This is a genomic window from Xanthomonas sp. NCPPB 1754 (assembly GCF_041475725.2).
Classification (GTDB): domain Bacteria; phylum Pseudomonadota; class Gammaproteobacteria; order Xanthomonadales; family Xanthomonadaceae; genus Xanthomonas; species Xanthomonas euvesicatoria.
Genome location: NZ_CM192982.1, coordinates 4710397 through 4729772 on the forward strand (window position 1 = coordinate 4710397; position 19376 = coordinate 4729772).

Sequence of the window (19376 nt, forward strand, 5' to 3'; positions counted from 1 at the left end):
CACTTACTCCTGCAGGCGGACGACGACGGCGGTGACGTTGTCGCGTGCCGCCCTCCCCATCGCCAATTCGAACAGACGCGCCAGCAGCGCGCGTGGATCGCCGAAGCGATGGCATTCGGCATCCAGCTCCGGGTCCGGGATTTCCTTGTTGATGCCGTCGCTGCACAGCAGAAACTGCGTGCCCGGCAGGCTCGGCGTCAGCACCCAATCGACGAACAGCGGCTCTTGCGCACCCACCGCGCGCGTGAGCACGCCGGCCGCCGCGGCGCTGGCGTGTGCGCTGCCGAACTGGGTGACATCGTCGCGCACGCCGTGCACGTGGTCGCGGGTGAGCTGGCGCAGCGGGCCGCCATGCTGCGCGTAGATGCGGCTGTCGCCGACCCAGCCGCACAGCATGAAATCCGGGTCGTGCACCAGCACCACCACGGTGGTGGCGATCATGTCCACGCGGCGCTCGCGCGCAACCTGCAGCAGCTCGCGATTGATCTGCGCCAGGGTGTCGTCGATGGCATCCAGGAAATCGCACAGGTCGGCCGGGCGCACCAATGCGCTCAGCCGCTGCACCAGCAGCTGGCTGGCGTAATCGCCGGCGCTGTGGCCACCCAGGCCATCGGCCACCACCCAGAGGCCGGCGTCTTCGCGCAGCAGCAAGGCATCTTCGTTGAGCCGGCGCACCTTGCCGGTCTCGGTGTGCCCGGCCGATTGGTAGGGCGCGCTCATCGGGTCACCTCGGTGATGTCCTGCTCGGCCAGCAACCACTCCAGATACATCTGGGCGGCGGGCAGCCCGTCGATCGATTGCGCGGCCGCGCCCAACCGCCACCACAGCGATTGGCCGGGCGCCGGTACATGCGTGCTGGAAGGCGCGGCCGGCACGCCGAGCGCGCGCAGCGCGGCATCGAATCCGGCCGCATCGGTGCGTGCGCGCAAGCTGCGGCCCAGGCACGCAGCCACCGCGCCGAACCATGCCGCCGACGGCAGGCACAGGTGCGGCAACGGCATTGCCACGGTCAGCGGAAAACAGCGCCCCACGCGGTCTTCGCCCGGGCCGAGCAGGCCGGCCCAGGCCTGCGCGCCGCACACGCCCGGCCCCAACGCAAACGCGCGCAGGCCGCTGTTGCGATACGCGCCAGGCCAGTGCTGCCCGAGTTGCTGGCGCGCCGTGTCCAGGCAGTTGGCGAACTGCAGGTCCCACGGCTGCACGAAGCTGGCCGGCAGGCGCCGCTGCACGAAGTCGCCCACGCCGGGCAACTTGCCGTGGAAACCGAGTGGTTCGTGCGCCGGCATGCTCATCGGCCGCACGCGAAGTGCTGGACGTCGCTGTCCAGAAACGGGTGGCGCAGGTTGCCGGCACGCAGCGGCACCTGCACGTCGTGGCCGCCAAGCGCGAAGCGGGCGACAAAGCGCAGGTCCGACGGGTTTTCCAGGTGCCCGGCCTGCAGCGCGCGGAACAGCGCCCAATCGCCCTGGTAGTCCAGCGTACCCAGCGCCACGCCATCGGCGCCGAAGGCGGCGATGGACACATGCCCCGGCACCGGGCCGGGCCAGATCATCGGCATGCTTTGCGCCGCGCCGGGCTGGTAGTCGTAGCGCTGGCCTTCGATATCCAGCGTCAGCCGGGTCACGCCTTCGCCCAACGTGGGCGCCAGCACGGTAAAGCCGATCTGCGGCGTGGGCCCGCCGCGAAAATATTTCTGCCGGATCCGCTGCGCCAGTTGCAGTTGCACCGGCAGACCGGGCGCGCCGGTGACCGCGTCCGGGCCATCCTTCCAGCGCCATTGCGGGGACTGGGTGTCCAGCAGCGGTTTGACGGTGCCGGTATACAGCGCATCCAGACGGCCGCCGCTACCGAACAACTCGCCGAAATTCTGCAGCGGGATCTCCACCTGCGCCTGCGGATCGAACGGGTAGCGGCCGCGCACGAAATCCGTGCACACCTCGCCCACCGATTGCCTGACCTGCGCATCCAGCGCGGCGCGTGCGCCCTGGGTCATCAAGGTGGCGCTGCTGCCGGCCAGGCTCTGCAGCCAGTCGGTCACCGGCGGTGGCAGTTGCGCCATTTCCTGCCGGGCCAATGCCAGTTGCGCGTTAGCCGCCGCGGCATCGCCGCCGCCCTGGGAAATCACCAGCAATTGCCTGCCAAGCTGATCGAGCACGCTCAGCAGATGGTCCAGCGGGGTGCTGCCAGGCGCGCCGGCGGCCAAGGCGTTGAGCGCCAGAAAATGCTCGCTGATCGCCGCACCCGGTGTTGGCACTGCAGCTGCGCCACCCTCGGCGGGCGTGGCCAGCGCGGCGCTCATCGCCGCCCCGCCGGGGAGTTTGGCCGCGGCGGCAGTCACCTTGGTGCCTGCCGAGTTGGCGGCAGCCGCCAGCGCGCGCTGCGCGGGGTCTGCCGGTGGTGCGCGGTCCATTGCCTGGGTGTGCTCGCCGACCACGCCCAGCAGCAGCCGCAGTGGCGAACTGGGCCCGGCCAGCTTGGCGGCCGTGGCGCTGGCACCGGCCAGATCGGCCGACGGGCGCAGTTGCAGATCGGCCAGCAACGCATCCCAGTAATGGATGTAATCGGCCGTGTAGCGCTGCCCCACTTCGCGCACCAGCGTGGCCTTGGCGGACGCATCCAGCGCCGCACCGCCGAAGACCCAATCGTCGCGGCCGAAGCGTTCCACCGCCTGGCCGATGCCATCGCGTTGCAACGCGGCGAATACCGGCTGGGTGTACAGCGCCGGCACCGGGGTGGACAACGCCGTGCCACTGCGGCGCACGAAGGTGTCGGCCAGCAGGCCCAGCGCTTTATCCAGCCGCAACGGCGTGCCGTCCGGCGGGGTCAGCAACAGGTTGCCGTAGATCAGTGTCGATAGGTCGGCGGCGCGCAGGCTGGCGCGCGCCTGGGCGATGCGCTGATTGTCCAGCGACAGCGCACGCACGCGCGTGGGCGAATCGAGCACGGCCTGCAGATGCGCACCCAGCGCCTGCTGCAATGCCGGCTCGCGCGGGAACAATTTTGCCGCTTCGATGGCGGCCAGCGCGCTGAGTTGCGCCGGGTCCAGATGCTGCGGCTGGCCCAGCATCAGATAGCCCTTGAGCGTGTAGTACAGCGCCTGCGGTGCCTGTGCGTTATCGACCAGACCGGTGCGCAGGCGCACCGCCAAGGCCGGCAACAAGGTGGCGTTGAGCTGACGCAGGTAGCCGGCCTGCACTTGCTCGCCCACCGCCTGGCCCTGGAACAACCCCATGCGCAACGACCACGGCGCGCCGGCGCGATACTGCTGCGCCACCTTCACCACCGCCTGCGTGGCATCGGCTTGCTGCAGGGTGCGCGCGACGTACTCGGGCATGCCGGTGGCGGCATTGGGATCGGGCACTGCCGGCCGCGCGTCCAGTGCAGCGCGTACCTGATGCAGGTACGCACGGTTGCCCACGTAGCTGAGCCCCAGCCCGGCCAGCACTGCGCCGGTGAGCAGCGCCACACCCGCGTACGCGGCGGCCTGCAACCACGCCCTGCGGCGCTGCCGGGTGGGCGGGGTATTGGCCAGGCCGGATTCGCGCAGCACCACCTCGCGCAGCAGCCGCTCGACGAAAAAGGTGCGCCGTTGCGCGCCCGGCGCCTGCACGCGTGCTTCTTCCAGGCCGAAGGTGCGCGCCACCGCGCCCATCATGCGGTCGATCGGCGTGCCGTCCTGCGTGCCAGAGGTGAAATACACCCCGCGCAGCAACGGTGCCGGGCCATACGCATTGCCGGCGAAGGTGCCTTCGACGAATTGCCGCGCACGCTCGCCGAGTGCGGCAACCTGTTGCGGAAACGACAGGATCGCCGCACGCCGCAGACGGTCGCGTTCCAGGTGCAGGCGTTCGAACAGGCGCGCGCTCAGCTGCTGCTGCAGCACGCCGAACTCGTCGGCGAACCTGCGCGCCGCCTGCCCGTCCAGGGTCTGCGCCAGCGCAAACGTCATGCCCCACACCTGGTTGCGCTGCGCCGGCGTCAGATCGTCGAAGAACTCGCCAAAGCCGCCGATCAGATCGCACTTGGTGAAGATCAGATACACCGGCACGCTGGCCTGCAACTGCTCGGCCAGTTCGTCCAGGCGGCGGCGGATCGCCTGCATGTGGGTGTCGCGCTCGGCATCGTCGAGCAGCAACAGGTCCGACATGCTCATCGTCACCAACACGCCGTTGAGCGGGCGGCGTGGGCGATAGCGTCGCAGCAGGCGCAGGAAATCGCGCCACGCGCCGGCATCCACCGCCTGGTCCGAATCCTGCGTGGTATAGCGCCCGGCGGTGTCCAGCAACACCGCTTCGTCGGTGAACCACCATTCGCAATCGCGGGTGCCGCCGACGCCGCGCAACGCCGCATCGCCCATGCGCGCAGCCAGCGGAAACTGCAGGCCCGAATGCTGCAGCAAGGTGCTCTTGCCCGAACCGGGCGGGCCGATCAGCGCATACCACGGCAGCGTGTACAGATCGGCGCCGCCGCGCCGCTTGCGTAGCAACTGGATCGCCTGCTGGAAGCGCGCCTGCAGCTGCGCGCGTTCCTGCCCGCTGCGCAGCTCGCGGTCGTCGTCGCGGCCCGGCGCCGCCAGCGCGCTGGACAAGTTCGCCGCACGTGCCTGCGTGCGCCAGCGGCGCAGCGCCAGCACGCCCACCCACGCCACCACCAGCAACACGATCGCCAGCAGCCGCGCCGCCACGCTGCTCAGCGGGCTCCAGCCGGCCAGCGCCACATACGGCCCACCCACCCACAGCAGCACCGACAGCAGGCACAGCGCCAGCAGGCCAACCACTACCGTTGCGCTCAGCTTGGACAACAGCGTCTTCATCGTCATTCCCCAGGCTGGAACAGGATCTCCACGCGGCGATTGCGCGCGCGGTTGGCCGGCAATTGCACTGGCCGTGCGATCGGTTGCGAATCGCCAGCGCCGATGGCGTCCACCCGCCCCGGCGTACTCAGCTGCGCCTGCAACACCTGCGCAAGCGCCTGCGCACGTGCGGCCGACAAGGCGTAGTTGTCCTGGAAGCGCAGCGAGCGCACCGGCACGTCGTCGGTGTGCCCGACCACGATCACCCGCCCCGGCAATTGCTCGATGGCCGCTGCAATCTGCGCGATCAAGCCGCGCTGCTGCGGCTCCACCTCCACCCCGCCGGAGGCGAACATCGCCGCGCTGCTCAGGCGCACGCGCGTCTGCCCGTCGGCCTGTTCGTCCACGCGCAGCAGGCCGGCGCGTTCCTGCGCGGAGAGCAACTGCTTGAGCCGCACCGGCGGCGGCGGCACGGGCGCAGCGTCCGGCGGCGTGGCCGGCGCAATGCCCCATTGGGCAGCCTGCGCACTGATCGGTGCGGACAGGCTGTTCAAACGCGCCTGCAACCACACGAACGTCACCACCACCACGCTCACCCCCAGCAACGCAGCCGCCCACACCGGCAGATAACGGCCCAGCCGGCGGCGGTCTTCCACCCCGCGCCAACGCGGGGCCAGGCTGTCCGGCGCCGGGCCGCGCGCCGCACGGATGCGGCGATAGACATCGTCCTGGATGGCCGCCAGCGTCACCATGCCGCCGGACTCGATCTGGTAGCGGCCGACAAACCCCAGCGCCAGGCACAGGTACATCAGCTCGATCAAGTCCAGATGCCGTGGCACATCGGCGCACAAGCGCTCCAGGATCTGGAAGAACTTGGCGCCGCCGTACGATTCGCTGTGGAAAGTCACCAGCAAGGTCTTCTGCGACCAGCCGCTGCGCTCGCCCCACGGCGCATTGAGCACCGCTTCGTCCAGCAGCGCGCACAGCACGTAGCGCGCGGCGGTGACCGCCTCCACCGGCGCGCCGCCATCGCGTGCACGTTGTTCGAAGCGGCGCACCTGCGCCATCACCTGCTCGCGCAGGCGGGCCACATCGGGCGATTGCGCGCTGTGGCGCAACTGCACCGCCAACAGCAGCAGCGGCGTGGCCGCCTGCACCAACGGGTTGACGCTGCGGCCCAGCAGTTCGCTGATGTCGGTATCTTCGCTGGGCACGCCGCTGCCCTCGGCGGCCGGCAGCGGTGCGGCGTAGGCAGGCGCCAGATCGGCAACAGGTCGGCTCATGCTCAGCTCCGGATCGCCCACAGTTGCAGGTCCAGCCCGGCGAATTCGCTGCCGAAGTGGAATGCGATACCGCCGGAGGTCTTCAGCGTTCGCCACAACGCTGCGCTCTTGTCGAATTCGAAATACAGATAGCCGGCGTGATACGGAATCTGTCGCGGCGCCACCGGCATGGGCGTGGCCACGATGCCGGGCAACTGCAGATTGACCAGATCGCGAATCTGCTCCACCGGCCCGATCTTGGCGTGCGCGGGCAATTGCCGGCGCAACTCTTCGCTGGGCATGTCGGCCTTGGCCGCGAGCACGAACGCTGCGCTGTCGAGCAGGCCCGGGTCCGGCACCATCGCCACCCACACGCCGAACTTGCGCGCCTGGATCGGCAGCGGCGTGGCGGTCTGTTCCAGCACTGCGCTCAGGCTGCTGCGCAGGGCGCCGATCACCGGCTCGAAACTGTCCTGCTGCGAATCGTGCCGATAGGCGGGCCATGCAGGGGGGCGCTTGCCGGCAGCGGTGAACGTGCTCAATTCACCGGCCAGCGCCACCAGGGCACGGAACAGCTCTTCCGGATGCGCCAATGGCGCGGCGGCCCAATGCGCCATCTGCGGCTGCCAACGGTTGACCAGCTGCAGCAACAGAAAGTCTGCGATATCGGCAGCACCGCCGCGATCGGTCAGCGTCACGCGCGATGCCAGCGCCTCCCCGCGCTGATGCAACAGGCCGAGCAATTCGGTGAGAAACGTGGTCAAGCGCGGCGCCGCCTGGCACACCATCGCGCTGGGAATGAAATGCGGGTCCAGCACCACCTGGCGGTCGGCGCGCGTCTCGATGATGCGCGCCACCGCGATGCGGTCCAGCCCTTCCAACGGCTGCGAGTGCGGCAACAACCGCGTGCTCAACCCGCCGACTTCCATCAACACCGCTTCGCTGGTGCTACCGGAGGCGTCGTTGCTCTCGGTCTCGCGCACGCGGTAGCGAAACAGCTGATCGGCCGGCGATTCCGGGCGCCCCAGTTCGGGTTGCGCCGGCACCCGCAGCGGCACGGTGAGATAGACGATCTGGTCGCGGCAAGTGGGCTCGACCTCCAGCGCCACCGGCAGCGGGTCGTCGCCCGGCATGGCGAAGGGCGTGCCATCGGCGAAGACACCACGCGCACGCCGCAGGCCCAGCTTGCCGACCGCCAGCAGATCGGTCTCCCATTCCAGCTCGCTCACGCCCCAGGCATGCGGCCGCAACCGCGCCGCACGCAGGTCGACGTAGCGCTCCAGGTAGCGTTCCTGCTGCTGCAGATGCTGCGGGCGCAGGAACAGCCCTTCGCTCCACACGACCTTGTTGTTCTGCATGATCCACTCGCTGAGAAAAGGTCGGCCACCGATGCAGCGCACAGGCGTCCACACCGCGTTGCATGCGACTGCCAGGCATGCCTGCAGGAACGCCTGCGCGCTGCGTTGTCGGGTGCATTGAGCTGCGTTGCACGCGGCACGCCCGGCGGTCATTGCCGACGCAAGCGCCGCACCGCCGATGCGTGTCGGTGGAGCGATTCTGCGGCGCACCCAAGGTGGTCACCCGTCAAAACGTCTCAGGCACCGTGCCCTGTCGGACAGGCGCCAACGCCTGCGCCGATGCCGTCAGCCGGTCACGTTGCGGTCATTGGGCGAGACGTTGGGCTATGGGGCGCTGGCCGTGAGAGCAGGCCTGCGGTGTCGATGCGGCAGGCGCATCGCGGAGCGGCCAACAAGACCTCGCGAGTCGTCTGGTCGGCCTGGATGGTGCGTAGGCACCGGCCTGGCGATTGCGCGGAGACGGGTTGGCCGACCATCGGCATGTTGCCGCTCACCTTCCTATTGAGCGCCACTGGCCTCGGCAGCGATGCCATCGAGCGTTGCGACCTGCTCGGCCGACAGGCTTAGCTCGGCGGATGCGAAGTTCTCGCGCAGGTGCGGCACCGACGATGTTCCCGCGATGACCAGGATGTTGGACGAGCGCTGCAGCAGCCATGCAAGTGCAACCTGCTTCGGCGTCGCGCCTACCTGCCTGGCAACGCCCGACAGCAGCTCCGACTGCAGGGGCGAAAAGCCGCCGAGCGGAAAGAACGGAACATAGGCCACACCCTGTTGCGCGAGCATCTCGATGAAGGCGTCGTCGTCGCGCTTGACCAGGTTGTACTGGTTTTGAACGCAAACGATGCTGGCCAGTGTTTGCGCTTGTTCGAACTGTCGCGCAGTGACGTTGCTCAAGCCGATGTGGCGTACGAGGCCCTCGCGTTGCAGCTCGGCCAGGCACGCGACCGGTTCGGCGATCGAACGCTCGTCGGTGTCCATTGCCGTGCCCAGCCTCACGTTGACCACGTCCAGTGTCTCCAGGCCGAGGCTCTGCAGGTTTTCATGCACCTGCCGCCTCAGACTTGCAGGCGACACATCGATATTCCACGAAGCATCGGGGCCGCGGCTGAAACCGATCTTGGTCACGATGACCAGATCGCTGCGATAGGGATGCAGTGCTTCGCGGATGAGTGCGTTGGACACATCGGGTCCGTAGAACTGCGCGGTGTCGATGTGGTTGGCGCCCAGGGCGATTGCTTCGCGCAACACCGACAAGGCCGATGCCTTGTCGCGCGGCGGTCCCCAGACATGCGGTCCGGGCAACTGCATGGTTCCGTAACCCATCCGCTTGATGGCAAGGGTGGTGCCGGGCAGGGTCAATGTGCCGCCAAGGGGCTTGCCGTTGTTCATGGGAATCCTTTTGGTGTGTGTGCCAAACCGCCGCGTGTGTTGGGACACGCCGAGATTGCGACGGGATCTTTCGCGTGGCTTGAAGAAGCAAGAAGCAACGCCGGACGTGCGCCGCGGCGACTGCGTGGCCGCTGCCGCGGCGCAAGGGAACTGTACGTAGGCCGCCCTTGTGCGACAATCCGGTACAAAGCGGACGGGCCGTACGGATTGCCGAACAATGAGCGGTCACCTGGCAGACATGGAGGCTTTCGTGCGCGTGGCGCGCGCGGGAGGGTTTCGAGAAGCCGCCAAGAGCGCGGGTGTGAGCGCATCGACCTATAGCGATGCGATCAAGCGCATGGAGGCATCGCTCGGCGTGCGGCTGTTCAACCGCACCACACGCAGCGTGGTGCTCACCGATGCAGGCAATGCGTTGTTGGCACGCATCGCGCCCGCCTTGCTTGAACTGGAGAACGCCAGGGAGGTGGTCAGCGCCTTTCGTGATACGCCGACCGGCACGCTGCGGCTGAACGTGCCGGTCAGTGCCGCGCGCCTGGTGCTGCCGAGGATCCTGCCGGCGTTTATGGCGGCGTACCCGGACATCACGCTGGAGATCCTGACCGAAGAAAGTTTTGTCGACGTGATCGCCGCACGCTGCGACGCCGGTATCCGCTATGGCGAACGGCTGCAGCAGGACATGGTGGCCATCCCGATCGGCCCGCGCGTGCAACGCATCGCAACGGCGGCTGCGCCAGGCTACCTGGACCGGCGCGGACGCCCCACCCACCCGCGGGAACTCGTTGCCCACGACTGCATCCGCGGGCGCTTCCCAAGCGGCGTCATTGCAGAGTGGGAGTTCGAGCGCGACGGTGAAGTGGTCACCATCGTTCCACAGGGGCAATTGCTGGTGGAGATCGGCGGCGGGATCGAGCTGGCGATCCAGGCGGCGATCGCCGGAAGCGGCATCCTGCATCTGTTCGAACAATGGCTGCAGCCGCAGTTCGACGCAGGTGCGCTTGAACCCATCCTGCGCCCGTGGTGGCAGCCATTCCAGGGCCCGTACCTGTACTACCCCAATCGCACCCTCACACCGCCGGCGCTGCGCGCATTCATCGAGTTCGTCAAGACTCTGCCTGACTAGCGCGCTGGCAACGCCGCCGGTGTGCCCGTGCAGACGGGATGCGATTGGATGAAGCGTTCTAGGTCCCGCGCCCCGCCGGCTGCCGCCGTGCCGATTTCAGGCGCGCCAGTTGCGCTTCGTAGGCACGCGCGAACTCATCGCCGAACAGGCGACGGAAGCATTCGTCCGGGTCGCTGCGTAGCTGCTCGAAGTTGTCGCGGTAACGCTCCCAGTAACGCCCCTTGCCACCGAAACTCAGGCGCTTGCCGCCGGCGTCGGCTTCCTGCTCCAGGCGGTCCGGGCTGAAGTGGAACAGCATGGCGTCGAAGGCCGCGCGCATGCCGGCCAGCATCGCCATCTGATGGCAGCGGATATCGTCGAAGGCATCTTCGAACGCTGGCACGCCGGACAGAAACGACGCGCTTGGCGGTGCGAGCAACTTCTGCAGCGCATCTTCGGCGGTGGCGGCGAACTTGAGCGGATTGTTCTCCGAGCGCTGGATCACCGTGACCGGCAGCCGGAAAGTGTTCTTGATCTCTGCGCGTGCACGCAGCACGTCCATGACGCCGTCGACCACGATGGCGAAGATGCGATCCAGCTCCGGCGGCACCGTCGTTGCCGCCGATGCTGCGGCTGCAACCGGCGCCGCCGGCGGCGTGAATGGCGAAGCCACCGGCGCGGCCATGGGCGATACCGCAGGCAATGGCGCGGGTGGCGCAAAATCGCCAAGCGTCATGTCCCAGTTTTCCGGCAAGGTGGCACGTGCATCGGGACTGGCCGGCGGACGGAAATGGTCGTGGCGGGCGTTGCTCTGATTCCACGCGCTGGGGCTGGCATCGCGCGCCGGCGCAGGCAACGGGTCGAGCAGGCGCAACGGATCCAGCTCGCGGGGTGCGCCGCTCAGCAGCAATTCGTCCAACACTGCGTCCACCGCAGGCCGCGCCGCAGGCGGCGTGCCGAACTCCAGCAGATCGAAGCCCGCTGTGGCGGAGGGGGCACGCAACGTCGACGGCGGTGGCGCAACCTGGGTGCGGTCGTCCATCGCATCTGGCAGCGGGTCAAACACCGGTGTTGCCGGCGATGCTGCAGCCAACGCCTGCACCTGCACCTGGATCTCGAAGCTGTCCAGCTGCAGGCGGTCGCCATCGCTGAGCGCGGACGGGTCCGCACGCGTCAGCGCAGTGCCGTTGAGCGACATGCCGTTGGTGCTGCGGTCTTCGATGAAATACATCCCGTTGAGGAAGCGCACCACCGCATGCGTGCGCGAGACACCGGGCGCGGCCAGGACCCAATCGCTTTCGTCGGAGCGGCCGATGCTGCCGCCGGTGCCGGCAAAGCGCTTCTGCGCGCTGGCACCGAACTGCGCGGCCTGCGCGCCGCTGACGGTGAGGATCAACTGCGAACTGGACACGCCATGGACTCCTGCATACGGTGATCGGAAGGTGCAACTGGCATGCGTGTATGTCGGCAGAAACCGCTGCGTGCGTCATTGCCGGTGGAGGGCATGCGGCAAACGGATATCGCCTGCGCTGGAGCACAGTCGCAAATGCTGATCGCCGTGCGCGCCCGCGCTGTCGGTTCGGCACCGAGGCTTCTTCTGGTGCTGCAGCTTGGCATGTGTGCCGCATCCAACCATGCTTTGGAACACCAGCTGCGTCTCGCGCAGTTGGCGCCGATGCCGTGCCCACGATGTACCGCGCGCGGGTCGCCAATTCGACAATTAGTCAACTTCATGGCGCCCCCACACTGGTCAGCAACTCCATGGCATGCGCTGCATAGCCGCTGCGCCGCGCCTCCAGCTGCGCCGGCTCGCGCGCGGCCAGCAGGGTGATGGCGGCGGCCACCGCGCGCGCCGTGAGATGGTCGGCCGGCGGCACCGGCGTGGTCTGTTGCGGCGGCGCCAGGCTGCCGCCGGACCAGGCCACTGCCGCAGCCAGCCACGCACCCAGGGAGACATAGTCGCCGGCATGCGCAAATGCCTGCGCGGCGCGACGATGCGCCTCGCTGGGCTCGCGCACCCACTTCTCGGCCAGTGCCGCGCCGGCACGGTCTTCCTCGTCCAGGGTTTCGCCGCGCATGCATTGGCACAGCCAAGCCACCGCGTAGCGCTTGGGCAGCAGGCGCGCGAGCAGCTTGATGGCATCTTCGCCATGACCGCTGGCCAGCAGCGCGCTGACCGCCGCCTGCGGCGTGATCGGCGTACTAAGCTGTGCGCAGGCCGGCGCAGACAGCTGCATCTGCAGACAGGCCTGCGCCAGCGAGAGCGTGGGCGCGCTCATCCGATCATGATCAGGCCGCCGCCGACCTGCACCAAGGCGTCGGCCTTGATGCTGACCAACGGGCCCTTGAGCGTGGCCGAGGCACCGGCTTCGGCGCTAAGCATGCCGCCGGAGGTCAGTTTGAGCGTGGCATCGCCAGCCACCTCGGTGGCCGGCGATTTGGCCTGCAGCTGGGCATTGGCCAACAGCTTGATGGCCGTGGAGGTGATCTTGGCTTCCGAGCTGGCATCGACCAGGATCTTGATGCCGCTCAACACGATCTCGCCGTTGTGTTTCATCACCAGCCGCGCGCTGCCGGTCACCAACTCGATCTCTTCGCCGGCTTTCAGCAGCAGCTTCTTGCCGACCTCCACGCTGTCGTTGTTGTCGATCCGCGCACGACGGTCGTGCTTGACCGCCAGTACCCGATCGTTGTCGATGGTACTGGTGTGGTCGTGCTGCACCTCTTCGCGCAAATCGCGCTGCGCGCGCAGGTAGAGTTCTTCCGCGCCGGCCTTGTCGTCGAAACGCAACTCGTTGAAATCGGCAGCGCCGCCCAGCAGGCTGCGGCTGCGCACGCCGCTTTGGGTCTTGTTATCGGGCAAGGCAAACGGCGGCGCATGGTCGCCGTTGTAGACGCTGCCCACGATCAACGGGCGGTCCGGGTCGCCTTCCAGAAAGCTCACCACCACTTCCTGCCCCACGCGCGGCAGGCTCATTGCGCCCCAGCCCTTACCCGCCCACATCGAAGCCACACGCACCCAGCACGACGGCGCGGCATGCGGGCGTGCCGCAGTGGCCCAGTGAAAGGTCACCTGCACGCGGCCATGCGCATCCACCGCAATGTCCTCGTCGGTGTCGCCGGTCACCACCGCCGTCTGCAGGCCGGCAATGGTCGGCGTTGCGGTGCGTTGCAGGCTACGGAACGGCAGCCGGCTTTCCATCACCTGCACGCTGCTGGAAAACGGCGGCTCGCCGCTGCTGTGTTCGGGCGCGGCCAGCGTGGTGTGCGCCGACAGCACCAGATATTCCTGATTGAGTTCGGCGCGCGGAAACCCGCGCAAGCGAAACAAGGCACCGACCATCAGGCCGCAGGCATTGGTGGTGGCTGCATGGCTGGCGCGCTGCACGTTGTGCGCCTCGGTGCGCACCTGCATGTAGCGACGACCGTCGGCCTGAACGGTATGCGCGCCGGGGTAGTCGAAGGCGATCAGACCATCGACGGTGTGCAACTGTTCGCCGCCGGCATCGGCATCGGCGGCCAGCGATGCACGCGGCTGCAGCGGGTCGTAGTCGGTGCTGCCATGCTGGCTGGAATGTACGCCGCGCGCACTGCGCCAATGGCTCACCACCGAGCGCATCAGGCGCCGGTCATCGGTTCCCGGCGGCACATAGGGCAGGCTGTCCACGCCGTTTTTCGTTGCATGCGCACCCAGTGCATCGGCCAGCACCAACGTATGCGCACTGCGGGTATGGGTGAAGTAGTAGTAGATGCCTTCGCGTTCCAGCAGCCGGCTGATGAAGCTGAAATCGTCCTCGCGGTATTGCACGCAGTAGGTGCGCTTGGCGTACTGCGCGCTCAACTGCTGCTGCACATCGCCGTAGCCGATCTCGCCCAGCACGCTGGTGACGATCTCCGGCACGCTCATGTCCTGATAGATGCGGCAATCGCGGCGCTGGGTCAGCAGCCAGGGTTTGGGCACCACCTGCAGTTCAAGCACCGCGTAATCGAGCGTATCGACCACGGCGTAGCCGTTGTGCGCGCAACTGGCCACCATGCCGTGATACCAGCGCTGTTCGCCCTCGCCATCGGCCAGTTGCACCGCCACTGGCGTGCCAAGCAGATCACGCAGGTTGGGCTGCAGTTCGGTGCACAACGCATCGATGCGGTAGTCGAACAGCTGCCCCAACGCTTCGCTGGCCTGCATGCGATGCAGCAGCAGGCGCTCGCCAAGGTCGGAGTGCAGCGTGATGGTGCGCGGCATCGAAGCATCCACAGGTGATGGGGCAACGCACGTTGCGCTGACCGGCGGCGCCGCGTTGCGCCCGCGCGTGCAACGGCAGACGGCTAAAGGCACGGCAACTGTCACGCGCATGCTCACATGCGTGCGTGCAGCAAAGCCGACATTTCGTCTCAGGCCGGCCCAGGCGTGCGCGCGGTCACGACCCAGCCGTGCACCGGCTGGCCACGTTCGCTGCGCAGCACGTCCAGTTCCAACGCGATCGGCTGCAAACCGGCGCCTTGCAATGCGGCGCGCACGTGCGCATGGCTGTGCCGATAGCGCCCGCTGGCATCGAGTTCGACCCGGTCGTCCGGCTCGTCCAGCGCTTCGACCGTGAACCCCAGCACGCCCCCTGGCGTGAGCGCGCCGGCAGCGGCAGCGAGCACTGGCTGCAGCGCGCCGAAGTACACCAAGGTGTCGGCCGAGCCGATCACATCCCACTGCGCGTGCTGCGCGTGCAGGTATGCGGTGAGTTCGGCCACGTCGAGCCGATCGTAGCCACCGCGTTGGCGTGCCTTGGCGACCATGCCAGGCGACAGGTCCACGCCCACCAGTTGACATGCATACGGGCGCCACAGCGGCGCACACAGCCCGGTCCCGCAGCCGGCATCGAGCATGCGCAGGCCCGCATGCGGTGGCGCAAGGCAGGCCGCCAGTGCCTCGGTCAGCCGTTGCGGCGCGCGGTACTCCAGGTGATGCAGCAACTGTTTGTCGAAACTGTCGGCAAAGCCATCGAACAGTTCACGCACATAGGTATCGCCGGCACGCGGCGGCGGCTCGGCGCCGCCACAGGCCGCCAGCATATGCGTTGCCACCGGGTTGCCCGGCTCAAGCGTGAGCCAGTCGCGATACACCGTTTGCGCCTGCGCATGCTCGCCCAACAGGTAGAGCCCGGTGCCCAGCGCCTCGCGGGCGTGCAGGTGGTCCGGTGCCAGCGTGCAGGCCTGCTGCAGGCACTGCACCGATTGCTGCAGATGCTCGGCGGCCTGCGCGTTGTTGCGCAGGAACAGGCCGAGCAGGTAATGCGCATGCGCGGACTGCGGATAGGTGTGCAACAGCGCCGCGTAGGTGACGAAGGCTTCTTCGCTGCGCCGCTGCGCTTCCAGCACCGCTGCCAGATTCGCCAGTGCATCGGCATGTGCAGGCGCCAGCGCCAGTGCGCGGCGATAGCAGTGTTCGGCATCGCGCAGGCGGCCGCATTCGCGGTGCACGTTGCCCAGGTTGTTGCAGGCATCCGGTTGCGCGGGCGCCAGCGTCAACGCCTGGGTGATGGAGGCCACTGCCGCGGCGCTGTTGCCGCGCTGATGCAACAGGATGCCCTGGTAATGCAGCGCGTCGGCATGCCCGGGCTGATCGTCCAGCAGCTGCGTGTACAGCTGCGCGGCATGTTCGAGTTGGCCACTGCGGTGCGCGGCGATCGCCTGCTGCAGTGGCTCGGTATGTGGCTGGGGCGCAGTTTGCATGAGCTTCTCCAAGGACACGGCAACCGGTGGTGCAGGTACGAATGTGAGCGCGGAATGGCAGGGCGTCATGTCTGCAACGAGCCGCCAACAGCACGACCGTGGTGCCGATGCGCCGGGGCGGCCACCGCCTGGCATCGCCGCGGGCGCCGGCAGGCTTGAGTACCGGCGCATGCGCGCCACGGGCAGACAACTGGCGGCGGCCTGCCACCGGCCACCAGCCGCCACGCAGTACTCACCCGATCAGCACGGTGAAGCAGCCCAGGGTGATCACCCCGCCATGCGCGGTGCTGTCGCCCAGTCGCGCGGCAGGCTGACCTGCGATCAACACGGTCGGTGCGCCGGCCACGATGCTGTCCGGCAGGCCGACGCATACGGCCATATCGCCCAGCCGCGCCGCCGGCAGGCCGCCGATCAATACCGTTGGCGCGCCGGGGCTGACGATCGGCCCGCCCACATGCGGCACCACCCCGGTCACCATGGGGCAGACATGCAAATCGGTCAGGCGCGCGGCAGGTTGCATCGGCAAGCTTCGGTCGTGGCCATGCACGGCACTATCCCGCCAGGCCGCAGCGGTCACCCGACAATTCGTCTCAGCGCTGCGCCACCGAGGTGGTGGTCTGTGCCTCGCTGGTATCCACCGGCGGCGTCGCCAACGCCAGGGTCTGGCGCGCCGCGCGCAGGGGCTGGTCTGCATTGCCGAAAATGCCGGTAAGAATCTGCAGGGCCTGCTGCGCGTGGTCGCGCGCCGCCACGGTCTGGCCCAGCCTGCGCTCGGCTTCGGACATGCCGCGCAGGATCTCGGCCGTTTGCGGATGCGCGCGCCCCAGCACACGCTCCGAGGCAGCAAGCGCGGCGCGCTGTTCGGCCAGCGATGCTTCCACCTGGCCGTCGTCCAGCAGCCAGAACGCATGGTTGCTGCGATAGGCGATGGTGGCCGGTGCATCGTTGCCGAAGGCCGCGCGTGCGCGCTCCAGCGTCCTGCGGTAGTACGGCCCGGCTTCGGCCAGCTTGCCCTGCTGGCGCAACGCGCCGGCCAGGTTGCCTTCGACCATCAAGGTGTCGGCGGCACTCTCGCCATACAACGCGCGTGCGACCTGCAGCAGCGGGACGAGTTCGGCTTCGGCACCGGCAAAGTCGCGCTGCATCAGCAGGAACACTGCCAGGCTGTTGCGCATCGACACCACCAATGGATGCTCGGGCCCATGCATGGCCATGCGCTCGCGCAACAGGCTGCGCTGCAAGGCGATCGCCGGTACCAGCTGGCCGTTATCGGCCAGCATGGCGGCGTAGCTGTTGCCGGCGTCGATACGCTGGTCCGCGCTGCTGGAGGCATTGGTCAGCGCGGCGACATAGGCATGCCGGCTCTCTGCCAACGCATCGCGCATGCGGCCCTGTTCGCGCAGGGCCCACGCCAACCAGGCACGCAGCTCGTTGCCCATGGCCTGCTGTTGCGCATCGCCGCGTGCTGCCTGCGCAATGCCCTGGCGCAAGACGCGCTCGGCGTCGCCTGGTTTGCCGTCGCCAGTGAGCGCCTGGCCCAGCATGGACGTGGCCTTCAAGGCCGGCAGGCTGCCCGCACCGGCAGTCTGCTGCGCCAGGGTCTGTGCGATGCGCAGATGCTCCACGGCCTGCGCAAAATTGGCCAGCGCAATGAGCGTGCGGCCCAGCGTCAGTTCCACCTGGGTGCGCGCATCGGGCTGGTCGGCCAGTTCGCGCGCCGCACGCTGCGAGGCCTGCTGCAGCACGCGCAGCATCAGGGTCTTGTCCAGGTCGCGCGCCACGCCAGGGTCCACGCTGGACAACACCGAACTCATGAAATCGCCGGTGACCTGCGCACGTTGCGCATCGCGCGCGGCCTGCTGCAGCGACCACAGCGTGGCCCCCAGCCCGGCGACCACGGCAATCGCAGCGAGGCCGGCGGCGACGACGCCGCTGCGATGACGCTGGGTGAACTTGCGCAGCCGCAGCCAGCGGCTCGCCTGTAGGGCGCGCGGCGGGTAGCCGTCCAGCCAGCGATGCAGATCGTCCAGCAATGCGGACACCGATGCGTAGCGCGCGCCCGGCTGCGGTTCCAGCGCGCGCAATACGATCGCATCCAGCCCGTCGCGCAGCTGCTCGTGTAGTTTCTGGTAGGTGGTCGCGCGCGCCGCGCAGATGCGTGCACGCGCATCGGCCGGCACTGTTGCCAGCCGCTGCGACGGCGGCTGCGGCACCCCGTCGCGCCCGGCCACCGGCGCCAGCCCGCAACTCAATTCGTAGAACATCGCTGCCAAGGCATAGATATCGCTGCGTGCATCCACATCCGGCGCGCCGCGTGCCTGCTCCGGGCTCATGTAACCCGGCGTGCCGCGATCGTGCGCGTAGGTCATCCCCGGGTTGGTCGCATCGATGGCGATGCCGAAGTCGATCACCCCTGGCATCGGCCGCCCGTCGATCTCGCTGACCAGTACGTTGCTGGGTTTGAGGTCGCGATGGATCACGCCCTTCTGATGCGCGTGCTGGACCGCCTCGCTGACACGCAGCATCAGCAACACGCGCGCATGCAGCGACAGGCGGTGTTGGTCGCACCACCAGGTGATCGGCTCGCCGCGCAGGTATTCCATCACCAGGTACGGCTGGCCGTGGGCATCGGTGCCCACGTCGTGGATCTGCGCGATCGCCGGGTGCACCATCTGCGCCAGCAGCCGGCACTCGAATTCGAACAGTGCACGGCCCTGCGCATCCAGCGCATCGGCGGCCACCAGCTTGATCGCCACCTCGCGCTCGTACGCGCCATCGGCACGGTGGCCCAGATACACCTGGCCCATGCCGCCGGCGCCGATCAGGCGATCGATCGCCCAGGCACCGAAGCGCGTGCCGGCCGGCAGTTCCGGTAACGGCGCACGCAATGCGGCGGCGGCCTGTTTCAACGGCGCCCGCACGCGCAAGGTGGCCTGCGATTCCACTGCCAGCATCGCCAGCAATTGGTCGCGCACGCTGGCGTCGTCGCCGGCCTGCGCGCGCGCAAATGCCTCGCGCTCGGCGGCAGGCAACTGGCAGGCCTGATGAAACAAGGCTTCCAGACGTTGCCACGCGGTGGCGGCCAGGCTCACAGCTGCGCCGCCAGCCACACCCTGGCAAAGCGCAGATCGCGCTCCAGCGTCGGCACCGACACCTCCAGCTGTTCGGCGGCCTCGGCCACGCTGAAGCCCACCAGCTCGGTCAATGCGAATGCACGGGCCTTGCGCTCGTCCACCTGGGCCAGCTTGTCGAAGGCATCGGCCACCAGCGTCAATGCCTCCGGCCGTGCGGCGCCGTCGGACAGGCTGAGGGTCAGCGTCACCGCCTGCCCCAACCGCTTGGCGCTGGCCTGCTGGCGCGCCAGGTCCACCAACAGGTGGCGCATCTGCAGCGCAGCCACCGAATAGAAGTGCGCCCGCGAACGAAAACCCTGCTGGCCCTGTTCCAGCCGCATCCACGCCTCGTGCACCAGCTCGGTCGCCTGCAAGCCAGCGCGCCCGTCGCGACGCAGCTCGCGCATGGCGGTGGCGCGCAGCACGTCATAGACCTGACGCGCCAAGGCGTCGCCCGCGCCGGGTTCGTCGCGCTGCCAGGCCTGCAACAACTCGGTGATCGGCAGCTCGGACATCCAAGCCCATCTCGCCTGCGTGGACACGCAGTATCCCGCATTGGCACCGACGCGGAACACGCCGCCGGTAATCATTCGGCCCCCGATCACCGTGCCCCGACAGCGCGGAGCAGCCCAGGCAGGT

The 19376-nt window shown here is 68.3% G+C and carries 14 protein-coding genes; 1 reads left to right on the forward strand and 13 read right to left on the reverse strand.

Going from position 1 to position 19376, the window contains the following annotated elements; genetic code table 11:
* Positions 1-3: 3 nt before the first annotated feature.
* The 6 genes from ACCQ15_RS20285 to ACCQ15_RS20310 all read right to left on the reverse strand — a co-directional run bounded on the left by ACCQ15_RS20285 (position 4) and on the right by ACCQ15_RS20310 (position 8801).
* Positions 4-720, reverse strand: a complete 717-nt coding sequence (locus ACCQ15_RS20285; protein WP_011348989.1) for a PP2C family protein-serine/threonine phosphatase — start codon at positions 718-720, stop codon at positions 4-6.
* Positions 717-1292 carry a type VI secretion system-associated protein TagF gene (gene tagF / locus ACCQ15_RS20290; RefSeq protein WP_136732968.1) on the reverse strand — a complete coding sequence of 192 codons (576 nt, stop codon included), beginning with the start codon at positions 1290-1292 and terminating at the stop codon, positions 717-719. Before tagF ends, ACCQ15_RS20285 begins: the two co-directional genes overlap by 4 nt.
* A complete protein-coding gene (gene tssM, locus ACCQ15_RS20295; protein WP_372380988.1) occupies positions 1289-4819 on the reverse strand; it encodes a type VI secretion system membrane subunit TssM in 3531 nt (1176 codons plus the stop codon). The genes tagF and tssM overlap by 4 nt, the downstream gene beginning before the upstream one ends.
* Positions 4816-6096, reverse strand: a complete 1281-nt coding sequence (gene icmH, locus ACCQ15_RS20300; protein WP_372380989.1) for a type IVB secretion system protein IcmH/DotU — start codon at positions 6094-6096, stop codon at positions 4816-4818. The genes tssM and icmH overlap by 4 nt, the downstream gene beginning before the upstream one ends.
* The gene (gene tssK, locus ACCQ15_RS20305; RefSeq protein ID WP_031424809.1) at positions 6078-7412 is read right to left on the reverse strand and encodes a type VI secretion system baseplate subunit TssK; all 1335 of its coding nucleotides are present in this window, start codon (positions 7410-7412) and stop codon (positions 6078-6080) included. The genes icmH and tssK overlap by 19 nt, the downstream gene beginning before the upstream one ends.
* 498 nt (positions 7413-7910) lie before the next feature.
* On the reverse strand, positions 7911-8801 hold the full coding sequence (locus ACCQ15_RS20310) for an aldo/keto reductase family oxidoreductase (RefSeq protein WP_372380990.1): 891 nt from the start codon (positions 8799-8801) through the stop codon (positions 7911-7913).
* A gap of 238 nt (positions 8802-9039) precedes the next feature.
* Here ACCQ15_RS20310 and ACCQ15_RS20315 point away from each other — a divergent pair, with 238 nt between their 5' ends.
* Complete coding sequence (locus ACCQ15_RS20315) at positions 9040-9921, forward strand: LysR family transcriptional regulator (protein WP_039417629.1); 882 nt, start codon at positions 9040-9042, stop codon at positions 9919-9921.
* Positions 9922-9979: 58 nt separating this feature from the next.
* Here the strand turns inward: ACCQ15_RS20315 and tagH are convergent, their stop codons facing one another.
* The 7 genes from tagH to ecfK all read right to left on the reverse strand — a co-directional run bounded on the left by tagH (position 9980) and on the right by ecfK (position 19252).
* A complete protein-coding gene (gene tagH, locus ACCQ15_RS20320) occupies positions 9980-11311 on the reverse strand; it encodes a type VI secretion system-associated FHA domain protein TagH (protein ID WP_372380992.1) in 1332 nt (443 codons plus the stop codon).
* A gap of 319 nt (positions 11312-11630) precedes the next feature.
* Entirely contained in the window at positions 11631-12179 is a 549-nt protein-coding gene (locus tag ACCQ15_RS20325) for a DUF6931 family protein (RefSeq protein ID WP_372380993.1), read from the reverse strand.
* Entirely contained in the window at positions 12176-14143 is a 1968-nt protein-coding gene (locus ACCQ15_RS20330; RefSeq protein WP_372380994.1) for a type VI secretion system Vgr family protein, read from the reverse strand. The genes ACCQ15_RS20325 and ACCQ15_RS20330 overlap by 4 nt, the downstream gene beginning before the upstream one ends.
* Positions 14144-14292: 149 nt before the next feature.
* Entirely contained in the window at positions 14293-15624 is a 1332-nt protein-coding gene (locus tag ACCQ15_RS20335; RefSeq protein WP_372380995.1) for a tetratricopeptide repeat protein, read from the reverse strand.
* A 232-nt stretch (positions 15625-15856) separates the two neighbouring features.
* Complete coding sequence (locus tag ACCQ15_RS20340; RefSeq protein ID WP_372380996.1) at positions 15857-16171, reverse strand: PAAR domain-containing protein; 315 nt, start codon at positions 16169-16171, stop codon at positions 15857-15859.
* Positions 16172-16214: 43 nt separating this feature from the next.
* Entirely contained in the window at positions 16215-18734 is a 2520-nt protein-coding gene (locus ACCQ15_RS20345) for a serine/threonine-protein kinase (RefSeq protein WP_372380997.1), read from the reverse strand.
* Positions 18713-19252, reverse strand: a complete 540-nt coding sequence (gene ecfK / locus ACCQ15_RS20350; RefSeq protein ID WP_014091408.1) for an ECF-type sigma factor EcfK — start codon at positions 19250-19252, stop codon at positions 18713-18715. Before ecfK ends, ACCQ15_RS20345 begins: the two co-directional genes overlap by 22 nt.
* Positions 19253-19376: the final 124 nt, after the last annotated feature.

Bases quoted from the DNA above. Each gene is read 5' to 3' on its own strand.
- ACCQ15_RS20285 (WP_011348989.1), bottom strand. From the start codon at position 720: ATGAGCGCGCCCTACCAATCGGCCGGGCACACCGAGACCGGCAAGGTG.
- tagF (WP_136732968.1), bottom strand. From the start codon at position 1,292: ATGAGCATGCCGGCGCACGAACCACTCGGTTTCCACGGCAAGTTGCCC.
- tssM (WP_372380988.1), bottom strand. From the start codon at position 4,819: ATGACGATGAAGACGCTGTTGTCCAAGCTGAGCGCAACGGTAGTGGTT.
- tssK (WP_031424809.1), bottom strand. From the start codon at position 7,412: ATGCAGAACAACAAGGTCGTGTGGAGCGAAGGGCTGTTCCTGCGCCCG.
- ACCQ15_RS20310 (WP_372380990.1), bottom strand. From the start codon at position 8,801: ATGAACAACGGCAAGCCCCTTGGCGGCACATTGACCCTGCCCGGCACC.
- ACCQ15_RS20315 (WP_039417629.1), top strand. From the start codon at position 9,040: ATGGAGGCTTTCGTGCGCGTGGCGCGCGCGGGAGGGTTTCGAGAAGCC.
- ACCQ15_RS20325 (WP_372380993.1), bottom strand. From the start codon at position 12,179: ATGAGCGCGCCCACGCTCTCGCTGGCGCAGGCCTGTCTGCAGATGCAG.
- ACCQ15_RS20330 (WP_372380994.1), bottom strand. From the start codon at position 14,143: ATGCCGCGCACCATCACGCTGCACTCCGACCTTGGCGAGCGCCTGCTG.
- ACCQ15_RS20335 (WP_372380995.1), bottom strand. From the start codon at position 15,624: ATGCAAACTGCGCCCCAGCCACATACCGAGCCACTGCAGCAGGCGATC.
- ecfK (WP_014091408.1), bottom strand. From the start codon at position 19,252: ATGTCCGAGCTGCCGATCACCGAGTTGTTGCAGGCCTGGCAGCGCGAC.